The organism is Lwoffella lincolnii (genome assembly GCF_037201985.1).
GTDB lineage: Bacteria > Pseudomonadota > Gammaproteobacteria > Pseudomonadales > Moraxellaceae > Psychrobacter > Psychrobacter lincolnii.
The window spans coordinates 2,058,211-2,072,083 of sequence record NZ_CP147511.1; the positions used below are offsets into that span (position 1 = coordinate 2,058,211).

16 protein-coding genes are annotated in these 13,873 nt (G+C 42.6%); 3 read left to right on the forward strand and 13 right to left on the reverse strand.

All coding sequences use genetic code 11. The features are described from left to right. Positions 1 to 3 precede the first annotated feature (3 nt). The gene (locus tag WDM69_RS09340; RefSeq protein WP_078306341.1) at positions 4 to 1,104 is read right to left on the reverse strand and encodes an RNA-guided endonuclease InsQ/TnpB family protein; all 1,101 of its coding nucleotides are present in this window, start codon (positions 1,102 to 1,104) and stop codon (positions 4 to 6) included. A 48-nt stretch (positions 1,105 to 1,152) separates the two neighbouring features. Between WDM69_RS09340 and tnpA the strand changes: the two genes are divergently transcribed. Continuing rightward, positions 1,153 to 1,566 carry an IS200/IS605 family transposase gene (tnpA, locus tag WDM69_RS09345; protein ID WP_078306342.1) on the forward strand — a complete coding sequence of 138 codons (414 nt, stop codon included), beginning with the start codon at positions 1,153 to 1,155 and terminating at the stop codon, positions 1,564 to 1,566. Positions 1,567 to 1,680: 114 nt separating this feature from the next. On the opposite strand, the gene WDM69_RS09350 is transcribed toward tnpA, so the two are convergent. The 8 genes from WDM69_RS09350 to recN all read right to left on the reverse strand — a co-directional run bounded on the left by WDM69_RS09350 (position 1,681) and on the right by recN (position 7,167). Next, the gene (locus WDM69_RS09350) at positions 1,681 to 2,295 is read right to left on the reverse strand and encodes a class I SAM-dependent methyltransferase (RefSeq protein ID WP_143823231.1); all 615 of its coding nucleotides are present in this window, start codon (positions 2,293 to 2,295) and stop codon (positions 1,681 to 1,683) included. Next, a complete protein-coding gene (gene xerD / locus WDM69_RS09355; RefSeq protein ID WP_338755411.1) occupies positions 2,273 to 3,268 on the reverse strand; it encodes a site-specific tyrosine recombinase XerD in 996 nt (331 codons plus the stop codon). Before xerD ends, WDM69_RS09350 begins: the two co-directional genes overlap by 23 nt. Next, positions 3,265 to 3,546, reverse strand: a complete 282-nt coding sequence (gene tusA, locus WDM69_RS09360) for a sulfurtransferase TusA (RefSeq protein ID WP_078306436.1) — start codon at positions 3,544 to 3,546, stop codon at positions 3,265 to 3,267. Before tusA ends, xerD begins: the two co-directional genes overlap by 4 nt. Positions 3,547 to 3,564: 18 nt before the next feature. Then, positions 3,565 to 3,987: a hypothetical protein gene (locus WDM69_RS09365; protein ID WP_240494811.1), complete on the reverse strand. Its 423-nt coding sequence runs from the start codon at positions 3,985 to 3,987 to the stop codon at positions 3,565 to 3,567. A 9-nt stretch (positions 3,988 to 3,996) separates the two neighbouring features. Beyond that, positions 3,997 to 4,149, reverse strand: coding sequence for a hypothetical protein (locus tag WDM69_RS09370; RefSeq protein ID WP_158077837.1), 153 nt, complete (start codon positions 4,147 to 4,149; stop codon positions 3,997 to 3,999). Beyond that, positions 4,146 to 4,595 (reverse strand): Holliday junction resolvase RuvX, encoded by a 450-nt coding sequence (gene ruvX, locus WDM69_RS09375; protein WP_169832898.1) that lies wholly within the window; start codon positions 4,593 to 4,595, stop codon positions 4,146 to 4,148. The genes WDM69_RS09370 and ruvX overlap by 4 nt, the downstream gene beginning before the upstream one ends. A 173-nt stretch (positions 4,596 to 4,768) precedes the next feature. After that, complete coding sequence (locus WDM69_RS09380; protein ID WP_078306438.1) at positions 4,769 to 5,284, reverse strand: YqgE/AlgH family protein; 516 nt, start codon at positions 5,282 to 5,284, stop codon at positions 4,769 to 4,771. 197 nt (positions 5,285 to 5,481) lie between these two features. Beyond that, the gene (recN, locus tag WDM69_RS09385; RefSeq protein ID WP_078306345.1) at positions 5,482 to 7,167 is read right to left on the reverse strand and encodes a DNA repair protein RecN; all 1,686 of its coding nucleotides are present in this window, start codon (positions 7,165 to 7,167) and stop codon (positions 5,482 to 5,484) included. Between the two features lie 374 nt (positions 7,168 to 7,541). Between recN and WDM69_RS09390 the strand changes: the two genes are divergently transcribed. Beyond that, complete coding sequence (locus WDM69_RS09390; RefSeq protein WP_078306346.1) at positions 7,542 to 7,877, forward strand: pyrimidine/purine nucleoside phosphorylase; 336 nt, start codon at positions 7,542 to 7,544, stop codon at positions 7,875 to 7,877. A gap of 60 nt (positions 7,878 to 7,937) precedes the next feature. Next, a complete protein-coding gene (rlmB, locus tag WDM69_RS09395) occupies positions 7,938 to 8,771 on the forward strand; it encodes a 23S rRNA (guanosine(2251)-2'-O)-methyltransferase RlmB (RefSeq protein ID WP_078306347.1) in 834 nt (277 codons plus the stop codon). Positions 8,772 to 8,782: 11 nt separating this feature from the next. Here the strand turns inward: rlmB and coaE are convergent, their stop codons facing one another. From coaE to pilB, 4 genes are all read right to left on the reverse strand, one after another. Beyond that, positions 8,783 to 9,400: a dephospho-CoA kinase gene (gene coaE / locus WDM69_RS09400; protein WP_078306439.1), complete on the reverse strand. Its 618-nt coding sequence runs from the start codon at positions 9,398 to 9,400 to the stop codon at positions 8,783 to 8,785. 100 nt (positions 9,401 to 9,500) lie between these two features. Next, positions 9,501 to 10,406 carry a prepilin peptidase gene (locus WDM69_RS09405; RefSeq protein WP_205760089.1) on the reverse strand — a complete coding sequence of 302 codons (906 nt, stop codon included), beginning with the start codon at positions 10,404 to 10,406 and terminating at the stop codon, positions 9,501 to 9,503. Positions 10,407 to 10,417: 11 nt separating this feature from the next. Further along, positions 10,418 to 11,641 carry a type II secretion system F family protein gene (locus tag WDM69_RS09410; RefSeq protein WP_078306348.1) on the reverse strand — a complete coding sequence of 408 codons (1,224 nt, stop codon included), beginning with the start codon at positions 11,639 to 11,641 and terminating at the stop codon, positions 10,418 to 10,420. Positions 11,642 to 11,818: 177 nt separating this feature from the next. Continuing rightward, a complete protein-coding gene (gene pilB / locus WDM69_RS09415) occupies positions 11,819 to 13,522 on the reverse strand; it encodes a type IV-A pilus assembly ATPase PilB (protein WP_078306349.1) in 1,704 nt (567 codons plus the stop codon). Positions 13,523 to 13,873 lie beyond the last annotated feature (351 nt).

The window sequence follows — 13,873 nt, forward strand, 5'->3', positions numbered from 1 at the left end:
TAGCTAAAGCAAGGGGCTTCCTACAGCTAGCGTCTCACGTCCGAGACGGAGAATGTTTTTGGCTGCATTAATATCTCTATCATGCGTGGTGTTACAAGCACCACAAGTCCATTCTCTTATTGCCAAACCTGCTCTACCTTTCGGACTATTATTTGATATACTCAAACAACACGAACAAGTCTGGGTTGTAAAACTTTCATTCACTTCTTCAAACAGACAACCTGCATGCTTGCACTTATAATCCAGCTGTCGTTTAAGTTCATACCAACTTGCGTCGTAAACCGATTTAGCCAGTTTGCTTGATGTGAATGTTTTTGATTTTAATTTGCCTATCACAATCAAAGCATTTTGTTTGACAAGTTTGCTTGTAAATTGATGAATGGCGTTAAGCCTGCTATTTTTAATTTTGGCATGTATGGCTTTAATTTGCTTTTTCTTATTTGCTCTTTGGGCTTTGGCCAGTTTATTTGCGTATTTTTGGGTAAATTTGGTGATTAGTTTATCCCCATCGCTGGTGGTTACGCTGTCTTTTAAACCCAAATCAAGACCAATAGATTTTGTACCACATTGATTTTTTGGGAAATCTTTTACGGTAATGCACGCATACCATCGGTTTCGGCTGTCTTGGATAATCTCACAGGTATTGATGTGATGGTTACTAAGGTTATATTGGTCAAAGACGGTAATTGTTAGTTTTTGTCCTTTGGCTAGGCTTAGTTGTAGTTTGGATTTTAATGCTTTTTTACCTGTTTGGTAGGTTTTTAGCAGTTTGATGGCTGAATTTTTAAATGGTAGCCAACCGAGTGATTTGCGTTTGGCTTTTGGGTTATTGGTTCGCCAGTTAAGTTTAGCCTTTTTAAATTGCTTACGGCTTTTGGCATGGGTTTCGTTAATGGCTTGAATGGTTTGGGAATGTAAGCTAAGTAGTTCGCCACTGCCTTTGGTGTATTGATTTAGGTCATAGGCACTAAAGAATTTGCCTGTGCGTTGTAGGTATTTGTAACTTAATTCATTAACGTAGTTCCACACATAGTTTACCGAACTTGATAGTTTTTCAAGTTGGTTTGTGTGTTTGGTGTATATGCGGAGCTTGAGTGTTTTCATAGGTTTTGGTATGATTTTATTGTCTTAATTATAAATTGGTCTAATTTTATGTCAAGTTCCAAAACCGAACTTAGGCGTGGTCGCCATGTTGTTTTCAACCTGCATGTGCATCTGGTGTTTGTAACAAAGTACAGAAAAGAAGTGTTTACCAAAGAAATTTTAGATGAGCTACAAATCATCTTTGAGCAAGTGTGTCATGAGTTTGAAAGTGAATTGGTAGAGTTTGATGGAGAAGATGACCATGTATATCTACTGGTGCATTACCCACCAAAGGTAAGTATTTCTAAGCTGGTAAATAGTCTAAAAGGCGTTTCTAGTCGTAAAATCAGACAAAGGCAATACCCTAGCGTCACCAAAAAATTATGGGGTGGTGCATTGTGGTCACCAAGTTATTTTGCAGGTAGTTGTGGCGGTGCTCCAATTGAAATTATCCGCCAGTATATTGAACATGAGTGTCGCTGACACGCAAGGACACCACACTAAATAACTTTCTGTGCGTCAACATGGTTACGGAATTGCCTTATAACCACCGCCTGAAGTCGTAGGTTTACGGCGGAGTGGGATAAAGATAAGCCATCATTCTTTAATCGCCAAAGTTACCGTATAGGTTTTGCCCTGTTTCACTTTATCAGCATTCCCAAACACTTCGGTAAATGCCCGTTTGATAAATTGACGCAATCCGTTGATGGTGACCACATAAAAACGACCACCTAATCGCATCTGAGCATACGCATCAAGCAAATACAAATAATGCTGTTCTTTACCCACTTTAGCAGGCAGATTAGACATCACCAAGCTGAAAGTTTTATCATCTGCCACATGGTTAAAGCCATTGGACAAATGCACGTCCACATTACTAAGAGCGTTTGCCAAGCAGTTACGTTTGGCGTATTCTACCGCCATAAAGTCTTTATCAATCAGGGTATGCTGTCCTTGGGGGCATTCTCGGGCAGCGGTCATGCCAAGTACCCCATAGCCACAACCTAAGTCTATCGAGTCATCATCAGTGATAAAGTCAATGTGGTCAAGAAGCATCAAACTGCCGTCATCTAACTTCTCTGGTGAGAAAATACCCCAAGTGGTGGTAAAGTCAAAAGGCTTACCCAACACATTCTGCCGAAATTGAATGTCTTGTCGCCATTGTTTGGCTTTATGTTGTAGCTCAATATCAAGGGTGTGTGTCAGTGTCATGGTTGTTCTCTAAAATGAGGTTATTTCTTGGGTGATGCTTGGCATGTAGTTTTTGCAATCGAGCCGTCGCCACATGCGTATAAATCTGCGTGGTGGATAAATCACTATGCCCAAGCAACAACTGCACACTGCGTAAATCCGCTCCATGATTAAGCAAATGTGTGGCAAAGGCATGACGTAAACTGTGCGGTGAGATGTCTTTATCAATACCTGCTTGTTGGGCGTATTTTTTAATACTGTGCCAAAAGTTTTGCCGTGTCATAAAGCCACCTTGCATGGTCAAAAACACCGCTTGACATTGATTGGTTTTGTGTTTATGCCTGCTGGCATGACCAAGCAACTCACTTCTTGCATGAGTCAAATAGTGGCTCAACGCATCAGTGGCATATTCACCCATGGGCAATAAGCGTTTTTTATTGCCTTTACCGACAATCTGTAGCCATCCTGCGTTTAAATTGACCTGCTCTAACGTCAGATTCATCAGCTCCGATACTCGTAACCCACACGCATACAATAACTCCAACATGGCTTTGTCTCGAATGCCCAAAATCGTACTGACATCAGGAGCAAGTAAGAGCGACTCAACCTCTGTTTCACTTAAATTATCAGGCAACTCTCGCCCAAGTTTGGGGGGGCTGATTTGCTCACAGGGGTTATCTTCTCGGCGATCGGCAGTAATCAGCCATAAATAAAACTGGCGTAAGCTTGATAACATTCGTGCCTGCGTGCGTGGGCTTTTACCCTGCTGTGCCAGGGCAGACAAGCAAATTAAGACATCATCGTGTTGCCATTGGGTCAATGGTTTTGAATGCGTGGTCTCACACGCCATAAGGTCTTGCACATAGGCATTACGAGTGCGAGTGGCCAAGCCCCTACCCAACATCGCTGTGCGAAATTCAGTCAAATAAACCGCTTCATCATCAACAAATAAGGCTTTAGGTTCTCTGGGGTGTAGGGCAACCGTACGACTCATGATGCGTCCGCTCTTTTTTGTATCACATAGCGATATTTGGGGGTGGCATCATCATCAAAATGCTGTTCCAATAACAGCCCATGCCCAAGATGACGACAAAAGTTAGGAATATCACGAGTGGTGGCAGGGTCAGTCGCCAGCACTTCAATACGCTCACCCACATTGGCTTTACGTATGGCTCGGTGCAGTAGCATCACAGGTTCTGGGCAGTTTAGCCCTTGTGTGTCCAAACAATACTCTGCTTGTTGATCAGTCTGACTGGTTTGATGAGATTGCATCATTGTCTCACTCACTTTTTAATTCGTTGCCTCTGCCAAAAATTGAAAAAACCGTTTCAAATTTACTCGAAACAAAAAAGCCACCCCCAACCACGATGCCAATGCCACATAAACACTGAACACAAACAAGGCAAACGACATGACCAAACACAAGGCTATCATGGACGGCTGGCTAAGTCGATAACGGTACAGCACAAACGCCACAAATAAGTTAGGCAAAATGCTAAGCCCCACCAAAGCATACGGAACATAATGAAACAACCCATACACCAAACTGCTGTCATGCAAACTTGGCAGACTTGCCAAAGTCCCAAACCCCACAAAACACACCATCGCCACATAAATCAAATAAATCGACAGCTGATTGAATGTCCTTGCTTGTCGAATGCGATGCAAAGCAGGTTTGGCAAAGCCTGTTGATGAAGTGAATGAATCAGTCAAAATGGTTACTCATACTCTTATTGGGGTGAAATTAGGGATTTGGGTGAAATTAGGGGTTTGGGTAAACTTAGTTTTGAGTAAGCTTAGATTTTTGGCAACCATGGGTATTCGGAAACATAGGTATTCGGATAAATTTAGCGGTGATGCGTGTTGCTCATTCATATAAGTTGCTCATTCATATAAGAAGTCAATAGCAAACACGCTGAGATGTCATCAATGGGGTCTTGCTCATTTTTAATCCACCCTGACTGCCATGCCAACTGACGAGCTTCCTTGGAGCTTAACCGTTCATCGCATAACCGAACAACCGTCGCTAAGCGTTGCTCATGTATCCGATGTGTCAAACGTCTGGCAAATTTAGCCGCCCGCTTACTGAGTATGGAGTCTGTACCGTCCATATTCAGTGGTAAGCCCACGACAACTGTATGGATTTTCCATGTGCTGATGATGCCAAGTAGATTGTCCCAATCAGCTGGTTGACCATTATCCATTGGCAAAATATCAAAAGCTCTGGCATCTTTGGTTAAGGTATTACCCAGTGCCATGCCCATCTTTTTAACCCCATAATCCAATGCCAATATCAACTTTGGCGTATGGGGTGATGCCATGTGGGCAGTACTCAGATAATCACTGTGATTTTTTGGGTTATTCATGATATGTGGTTTATGGCGATGTTGATGTCATGATGGTGTTTGTGTCATGATGATGTTTGTATTGTTACGTTAATAAACTGTATTAATGAACGTATGTGTTGTTTTAATGATTTTAAGAGTAACCAATTTTAAGCATGACCAATATCATCGCTGAAAAAATCCAAATCAACCCCCAGTCTTTGCCCAGCTTTATGCCAACGTTCATCATAGGGCGTATCAAAAATCAGCTGACTGTCAGCAGGGCATATCAACCAATCCCCTGCATCAATCTCCTTTTTTAACTGACCTTTTGCCCAGCTGGCATGCCCTAAAAATAGCTGAAAATGAGTAGGACCACCTTGATTGGCAAGGCTTTTTAAGATATCAAGGCTGGTGGTCAGACAAATATTTTCTGCAATAGAAAATGACGATGCCCAAACCGCTTGCCCCGTATGCAAAACAAAACCCACTTCTTCGTAGATAGGACCGCCCAACAAAGGATAACTGTGTCGCAACTTAGGAGCATTAACCTCAATGTCCAAATTATCAAATAATTGCCCCACCGTGGTGTCAATAATAGGAGCGTTAATCACCAATCCCAATGTCCCTTTATCATCATGATGACACAGATAAATGACACTTTGGCTAAATCTGGGATCAGGCATCTTGGGCGTGGCAATCAAAAAATGATGCGATAAATTTTCGGCTAACTTGTGCGTGTTGGCAACAGATTTTGTGTGTGTATGTGTGCTGTTCAATCGATGACCTAACTGTGATAAGTTGAATAACTAAATAAATAACTGGTAATAAGTCCTAAGCTTAATAAACCCCAAGCTTAATAAACCATAAATAAATACTCACATCAATGCTCAATATTAACAAGCAGACTGCGTGCGTGTTCTCGAGTCACTTCGGTGATGGTAACCCCACCTGACATGCGTGCCAGCTCTTCGACTTGGGTTTCTGCTGTAACAACGGTTAAGATACTCTCACTTTGAGTGTCGTGCTTTTTTTGTACCAAAATGTGTTGGTGAGCTTGAGCAGCCACCTGTGCTTGATGCGTGATGGCAAGCAGTTGCTGGCGTTTTCCCAACTTGCGTAACAGCTCACCGACCATCTGTGCTGTGCCACCACTGATGCCCACGTCCACTTCATCAAAGACCAGCATTGGGCGTGACTCTTGTTTATCGGTTTGCGTGGCTTTTAGCACTTGCATCACCAACGCCATGCGTGATAGCTCACCACCTGACGCAATCTTATACAAAGGCTGCATCGGCATGCCCACATTGGCACTGAATAACAGTTGAATGTCATCCATACCATCAGCATGGTACTCACTTTCATCTTGCAAGCGTATGAACTCAAACTCACATTGAGCATTGGGCAATGCCAATGGTCTGACTTGCTCTGCCAATTGTTCAGCAATGGCAGCCGCCGCCTTACGTCTTAACTCAGATAATCGCTCTGCCACTTCCACATACGCTTGCCATGCTTCATCTACTTTCACTTGCAAATCATTACTGCTTGGCTGTTGTAATAGTCGCTCAAGCTCTGTCTGCCATGCTTTTGATTCGTCAATTAACGCCTCTGGCGTGGTGTTATATTTACGAGAGAGTCGATGTGCCAAACTCATTAAATTATTCAGCTCATACAGTCTTTCAGGATCTGGCAATTGCTGGTCAGCATAATCATTCAACAGACCACTGGCTTCACTGATGTGTTGTTGAGCCAGATACAACAATTCAGACACCTGCTCAAAGGTGGCACTGACACCCACTTGATTATCACACAATCTGATGGCTCGACCCAATAGTCCCATCACATCAGGCTCATCTGCCCCATCATGATTTAATAATTGCACCGCCAATCCTGCTTCTTGCATCAAAGACTCGATATTGGATAATTCTTCATGTTCTGCTTCAATACTGGCGTAATCAACTTGCAACAAAGGTTCAATGTCAGCAAGCTGATTTTTCAGTAGGGCAATGCGGTCTTGGCGGTGTGCGTCCACCTCACTGGCATTTGCCTGTTGGCGTTTTAAGCGAGCATGGCGTTGATACGCCCGTTTGGTCTCATGGACAATCTTTTGAATGCCTGCCATGGTATCTAGCCAATCAATGATAAATTGTGGCTTAAGTAGGGCTTGCTGGGCATGTTGGCTATGAATATTAACCAACAACTGACCCAATGACTTTAGCTCTGACAAACTGACAGGTGAGCCATTCAGCCATGCTTTTGAGCGTCCATTACTGCTTAATTGTCGTCTGATAAGCAATTCACTGTTCTCAAGCTTGCGATCATTTTCTAAAAACCAAGTCTGTACCGCTTGATTGTCCATCACATCAAATTCGGCATAAATATCAGCATTTTCTGCCCCATGACGCACCATACTGCTGTCTGCTCGCTCACCCACACACAGTGATAACGCTTCTAATAACAAAGATTTGCCTGCACCTGTCTCACCTGTGATGACATTAAAGCCATCAACAAACCGAACTTCATGTTCAGCAATCAAAGCAAACTGATGTAGGGTCAGATACAGGAGCATGATAAATTCTCAATGGGGATATCATCTTTCAAATCGACTAAACAATTCAAACAGAATAAAATTCAAACAGACTAAAGACCAAACCAGCAACGTTGAAATGTCCTTGTCAGTTTCTTGCTAATTTAATGCCATTGCCAGTTTAATAACGGTATCAACCAATCGCAACGCTAAAGGCTATTTTGGGCAAAAGCTAAGTTTACTATAAATTATGGCCAGATACACCCACCACACCCACCGACCCATGCGATAATTTTTTGTGTTTGTAACATAAAGCAAACAAGTAGTATGATAAGATGACTTTTTGTTACTTAAATGAATTATCGATGAATTGTCAGTACATCATCAAACATCTTTGAAGATTAAGGAACATCAACATGTCTGTGGCAGAATATACCCAAGCATCTGTACTTACCAACGCCAACATTTCTTACGATGGTCGCTGTAGCAGTCATACCATCTTATTTGACGATGGCAGCAAAAAAATGCTGGGCATCATCTTACCCAATGATAACAACATCAGCGAATATCACTTTGAAACGCACACATCAGAACGCATCGAGATTTTAAGTGGAGAATGTCAAGTTAAAGTCAGCACAGAATCTGATTATCAAAACTACCGCCCAGGCCAATCATTTTTAGTGGCAGGGAACAGCAATTTTAAGCTAAAAACTGCCGACATCATTCAATACATTTGTCATTTAGAAGGCTAATGTCAGTCATATCAGTAGACCATATTAAATTTCTTATTCACATCAAATCGAGTACGCATCATGGCAAAACCTGTGTATTTTTATGGCATTCATGCCATCATGGCACTGTTAACACACCGACCCACAGATGCTCTAAGCCTATTTGTACAAAGTGGCAAACCTGACGACAAGAGCGTCAATGACATCATACAGCTGGCACACACCTTTGGAGTCAGTGTCCAAACCGCTCAAAAATCCAGCTTAACCGACCTTTGTGGCAGCCCACAGCATCAAGGCGTGGTGTTACATGCCAGACCGCTGACTTATGCCCCTGAACATGATCTTGCACATCACAGCAAGCAAGAAAATTGTCTGTTTTTGGTGCTTGACCAAATCACTGATGCTCACAATCTTGGGGCATGTTTGCGTACTGCCGTTGCCATGGGGGTAACTGCCGTCATTTGCCCAAAAAACCACACTGCCCCACTAACCCCAACCGTGGCAAAAGTATCCGTTGGGGCAGCAGAGTTAATCCCTGTCATCGCAGTCACCAATTTGGCAAGGTGTCTTAACGAGCTAAAAAATGCTGGTGTGTTTGTGTATGGCACAGCACTTAACAGCTCTGCCCAAGCGGTTGATACACCAGACTATCGTCAAAAAATCGCCATTGTCATGGGGTCTGAAGCAGACGGCATGCGTCGCTTGACAGCAGACAGTTGTGACCAAGTTGTCTATATTCCAATGGCTAGCATTCCAATGGCTCATGATAAAGATGCCCCAAATGGTCAATCACCCACACATCAAATCAAAAAACCCAAAATTGAAAGTCTAAATATCAGCGTTGCCACAGGCATGATACTGTATGAAGTGTCTCGGCAACGGCGATTGACCAAATTAACCAAAACCAACGCATAACAGATGATTGATTAGCTTTTGTTTTGTGCCAGTTGCAAATACTGCTGATGAAATGTCTGTAATTGTTGATACAAATCAGATGGACTGCCATCGTTGACTGCCACATCGTCCGCCCTTGCCAAACGCTCGGTGCGTGATAACTGATGTTGCATCACAGCTTTAATCTTCTCAACACTTTGCCCATCTCGACCACTGGCTCTGAACAGTTGCAATGTCTTGGGCGCATCTATCACCAGCACCCTTTGACACAAGCCAACAAGCCCTGCTTTATGGGCTTCAAACAACAATGGAGCAGATAAAATGACATACTCCGACTGAGCAGCTGCCAGTTGTTGTTCTGCTTGTTGCCTGATGACAGGGTGGGTAATGGCCTCTAGTGCCATCAGTGCATTGGCATCATTAAAGACAAATTGACGCAAGGCTTGACGGTTAAGCTCATTATTTTTGCCCAATACCCAATCACCAAATTGTTGCTGAATTTTAACCAAAGTTGGCGTGCCTTTAGCAACCACTTGGTGGGAGATGACATCAGCATCTACCACTTCAATGCCTTGCTTGGCAAACCAATCGCTTGCCAATGACTTACCACTGCCAATGCCACCTGTCAAACCAATAACGAGTCTGTTCATTGACGGTGTGGTTTGTGATGGTGCATTTTGCCAGTGCGTATGTTCAGTCACACAATCACCTTTTGACTTGCCAAAAATCACATCTGAGTTTTAGGGAGATTTAGGCATATAAGGATAAATACCAATTTAAAATATCATTACCAAATAACAAAGCCAATATCCCTGCCATTGCCAAATAAGGACCAAATGCAAATGGACGACTCTCTCCATGAACTTTCATCAATACCAGCCCAATCATGCTGCCTAGCAATGCTGATGTAAAAATAATGAACGGCAGCATACTTACTCCAAGCCATGCACCTAAAGCAGCAAGAAGCTTAAAATCCCCTTGCCCCATGCCTTGCTTTTTCATTATTAAATAAAATCCCTTGGCAACTACCCATAAAGATAAGAAGCCAAATAACAACCCCCAAATGGCAGTTATGGGCGACGCAAACACATCAAATGAATTGACTGCCAAGCCAATACCCATCAGCGGATACACCAATCTATCTGGCAAATACTGGGTATCAAAATCAATGCCTGTTAAAGCGATGAGTATCCAAACAAACATCAAAGCACAAATGCCTTGTATTGACACCCCAAACTGATGAATGACCAGCACCGATAGCACTGCCGTGATGATCTCAACCAATGGATAACGGATAGAGATGGGAGCATGGCAATCGCCACATTTGCCACGCAACATCAGCCAGCTGATGACAGGAATGTTTTCATACCAACGGATACGGTGCTCACAATGTGGACAACGTGAAGCAGGCAATGACAAGGTCATGCGAGTGTCCTTGGCAACTGCTTGAGATACCGACATTTTGACTGGCTCGTCAATGTCTTCTTGGTAAGATAAAAACTCCGCAATCTCATGCCGCCATTCGTATCGCATCATCAAAGGCATGCGGTGAATCACAACATTCAAAAAACTACCCACACACAACCCCAATACCGCAAAAACGGTTAATGCCAACCAAAGGTTTTGTTGCAGTTGCTGTAATGGCTCGATAAACATAGACAAAATAACTATCCCACAACTGAGCCCATTTGAAATATGGGTAAGTACATGGCAACAACCAAACCACCAATTACCACACCTAAGAATGCCATAATCATTGGTTCCATCAAGCTGGTCAAACCATCTACGGCATTATCCACCTCATTTTCATAATAGGTGGCAACCTTATCTAACATTTCTTCTAAACTACCAGCTTCCTCACCAATACCCACCATTTGAATGGCCATGCTGGGGAATAAATTGGTGGTACGCATGGCAAACTGTAATTGTTGACCGGTTGAGACATCATTTTTAATTTGTTGAGTGGCATTATAAAACACCACATTATTGGTTGCCCCCGCTGTTGAATCTAAGGCGTCAATTAAGGGCACACCGGCAGCAAACGTGGTTGATAAAGTGCGAGCAAAGCGAGCAATGACGGCCTGATAAGCAATCTTTCCAAAAACAGGGGCTTTTAAAGCAATCCTATCTAAAAGATCTCGGAATTTTTTACTGCGTTTTTTGGCTTCAGAAAAACCAATGACAGTCGCACCAATGCCAATAATTAAAATAAACCACCATTTTTTCATCCATTCGGACATATTCACCACCATTTGGGTAAATGCTGGAAGTTCAGCTCCAAAAGAACCAAATAGCTCAGCAAACACAGGCACCACCTTTACCAACAAAATGATGGTCACAACGATGGCAACCACGATGACGGCGATGGGATATTTCATCGCTTTTTTAATTTTCGCTTTAAGTAGCTCACTTTTTTCTTTATAAGTGGCAACCCTCTCTAGCATGGTTTCTAACGCACCTGCTTGCTCACCTGACTCCACCAATGAACAGAACAAATCATCAAAATAGCGAGGATGGCGACGCAAAGCCTCAGCAAATGTGGTTCCAGATTCAATGTCTGCTTTAAGCTCTAAGACCAAATCTTTCATGGTTGGGTTTTCAAGTGAATCTGCCACAATTTCAAATGACTGCGTCAATGGCACACCCGCTTTCATCATCGTTGCTAATTGTCGCACAAAAATAGCAATGTCAATCGCCTTGATTTTCTTTTTCATTTGAAAAAGTGGTTTGGGCTTTTTCTTAATGCTACTAACACTAATGCCTTGTTTACGTAATTGGGCTTTAGCAAGCTCTATATTGCGACTGGTGGTCTCACCTTTGACTTGTTGCCCACGGCGGTTAGTACCACTGTAGGTAAAATCTAGTAACATTTCAGTCTTTGCAGTTGCCATGACTGTCATCCTTTCTTTGTGTGTCTTTGTATGTGCTAAAAATCTTCGTGTGTGCTAAAAATGCTAAAAAAAGATTGCCATGATTTGGCTAGGGCGTGTTCCTAATTATTTATATTAATCACATTCGTTCAATCAAGTTAATTCAATATGCCTGTTAAGAACATGGGCCGTGATGCGTTATTCAGAAGTGACTCGATACATCTCTTGAATGCTGGTGACACCTTGCAAGACCTTCATGATGCCTGATCGGCGCAAATCTCGAAAACCATTTTTAAGGGCTGCGTCCTTAATGGCAATGGCGTTACCATCTTCCATGATGATGCGAGAGATGTCATTACTGACTTTCATGACTTCATAAATACCAACACGCCCTTTATAACCTTCACGGCATTGATCACAGCCAACAGGTTCATAGATGATATTATCAGGATTGCTCAAATCTTCTTCAGTAAAGCCCATTTCTAACAAACTTTGCTTAGGCACACTGGCAGGTCGCTTACAATTCTTACAGAGTCTTCTGGCAAGGCGCTGAGCCACCACCAAGTTGACTGATGTGGCGATGTTAAATGATGCCACGCCCATATTACGCAAACGAGTCAACGTTTCAGGTGCTGAGTTGGTGTGTAAAGTAGACAGCACCATGTGGCCCGTTTGAGCCGCTTTGATGGCAATCTCAGCCGTTTCAAGGTCACGAATCTCACCGACCATCACAATGTCAGGGTCTTGACGTAAAAATGACTTTAACGCACTGGCAAAGGTCAAACCCACTTTTGGGTTAACATTGACCTGATTGATGCCCTCAAGGTTAATCTCCACAGGATCTTCGGCGGTGGATATGTTACTTTCTACCGTGTTTAGGATATTAAGACCTGTGTATAACGACACCGTTTTACCCGAACCTGTTGGACCTGTGATGAGCATCATGCCTTGAGGTTTGTGTAAGGCTTCTAAAAACAGCTCTTTTTGGTCAGGCTCATAACCAAGCATGTCAATTCCGAGCATGGCAGAAGACGGATCTAAAATACGTAAAACGATTTTTTCACCAAACAGAGTCGGTAAGGAGTTAACACGAAAGTCAATGGCTTTATCTTTGGATATTTTAAGTTTGATACGCCCATCTTGTGGCACACGCCGTTCTGAAATGTCCATCTGCGACATCACCTTTAAGCGTGCGGCAATTTTACCAGCAATCTGGACAGGAGGGCTAGCCACTTTTTGCATCACCCCATCAATGCGAAAACGCACCCGATAGGATTTTTCATAAGGCTCAAAATGCAAATCCGATGCCCCCATGCGAATGGCATCTATGAGCATTTTATTAATAAACTTCACTACAGGAGCATCTTCTGCCCCCCCCTCTACATTGGTTTCATCATCACCATCGCTGTCAACATCAACATCAAAATCACCATCACTAAAGTCTTGAAGATTGGTCATCGAATCTGCAAAAATGCTTTCGATTTTCTTAACCAGCTTACTGTACTCCACCACCACCGTCTGCACTGACAAGCGAGAATTAAATGAGATGGCATCAATGGCATCAAGGCGTGATGGGTCACTCATCGCCACATACAAACGTTGCCCACGACGAAAAACAGGCAACGCACTGTATTTCTTAACAATCTTTTCATCAACCAAATCTTTAGGAACGCTGTCATCGCTCAGTTCAGCAATGTCAAGAAGAGGATCACCAAACTCATCTGCCACGATGCTGGCAACTTTCTCTTGTGTTGCCAGCTTATTGTCAACCACATAAGCAATTAAGCTGGTTTTCTCTTGTTGGACAGCACTCAATGCCGCTTTCATCTTATCGGGTGCAATCAGCCCTTCTTTGACCAGTCTTTGAGCAATGCCACTAAAGGACATATTCGATGATGACATATCTATAATCTCTAAAAAAACAATCTCTAAAAAACAGTCTGTAAAAATCTCTTAACCAATGATTTGTCAGTTTTTTATGGTCAAGTCATGTTCTGGTTAAGTAAAAATATTGTAACCAATCAGTTAATGTAAGTCACTATTATAAATCACCATTGTCATATCAACCACCATGATGATAACACGTTAGCAACCCCCCACCATCATAAAAACAGTCAAATTGGTCAAAAATGGTGATAAAAATAACCGTCATTTGTCATGGATTATCATAAGTCATAGATTATCATAAATTGCCATGAACGTTACTAAACTGACTTACTTTAAACTGACTTATTTATCAATGCTTATTTGTCA

What these genes read in the sequence shown, in the direction of transcription:
- WDM69_RS09340 (WP_078306341.1), bottom strand. Translation starts at nt 1,104, where the DNA reads ATGAAAACACTCAAGCTCCGCATATACACCAAACACACAAACCAACTT.
- tnpA (WP_078306342.1), top strand. Translation starts at nt 1,153, where the DNA reads ATGTCAAGTTCCAAAACCGAACTTAGGCGTGGTCGCCATGTTGTTTTC.
- WDM69_RS09350 (WP_143823231.1), bottom strand. Translation starts at nt 2,295, where the DNA reads ATGACACTGACACACACCCTTGATATTGAGCTACAACATAAAGCCAAA.
- xerD (WP_338755411.1), bottom strand. Translation starts at nt 3,268, where the DNA reads ATGAGTCGTACGGTTGCCCTACACCCCAGAGAACCTAAAGCCTTATTT.
- tusA (WP_078306436.1), bottom strand. Translation starts at nt 3,546, where the DNA reads ATGCAATCTCATCAAACCAGTCAGACTGATCAACAAGCAGAGTATTGT.
- WDM69_RS09370 (WP_158077837.1), bottom strand. Translation starts at nt 4,149, where the DNA reads ATGAATGAGCAACACGCATCACCGCTAAATTTATCCGAATACCTATGT.
- ruvX (WP_169832898.1), bottom strand. Translation starts at nt 4,595, where the DNA reads ATGGCATCACCCCATACGCCAAAGTTGATATTGGCATTGGATTATGGG.
- WDM69_RS09380 (WP_078306438.1), bottom strand. Translation starts at nt 5,284, where the DNA reads ATGCCTGATCCCAGATTTAGCCAAAGTGTCATTTATCTGTGTCATCAT.
- recN (WP_078306345.1), bottom strand. Translation starts at nt 7,167, where the DNA reads ATGCTCCTGTATCTGACCCTACATCAGTTTGCTTTGATTGCTGAACAT.
- WDM69_RS09390 (WP_078306346.1), top strand. Translation starts at nt 7,542, where the DNA reads ATGTCTGTGGCAGAATATACCCAAGCATCTGTACTTACCAACGCCAAC.
- rlmB (WP_078306347.1), top strand. Translation starts at nt 7,938, where the DNA reads ATGGCAAAACCTGTGTATTTTTATGGCATTCATGCCATCATGGCACTG.
- coaE (WP_078306439.1), bottom strand. Translation starts at nt 9,400, where the DNA reads ATGAACAGACTCGTTATTGGTTTGACAGGTGGCATTGGCAGTGGTAAG.
- WDM69_RS09405 (WP_205760089.1), bottom strand. Translation starts at nt 10,406, where the DNA reads ATGTTTATCGAGCCATTACAGCAACTGCAACAAAACCTTTGGTTGGCA.
- WDM69_RS09410 (WP_078306348.1), bottom strand. Translation starts at nt 11,641, where the DNA reads ATGGCAACTGCAAAGACTGAAATGTTACTAGATTTTACCTACAGTGGT.
- pilB (WP_078306349.1), bottom strand. Translation starts at nt 13,522, where the DNA reads ATGTCATCATCGAATATGTCCTTTAGTGGCATTGCTCAAAGACTGGTC.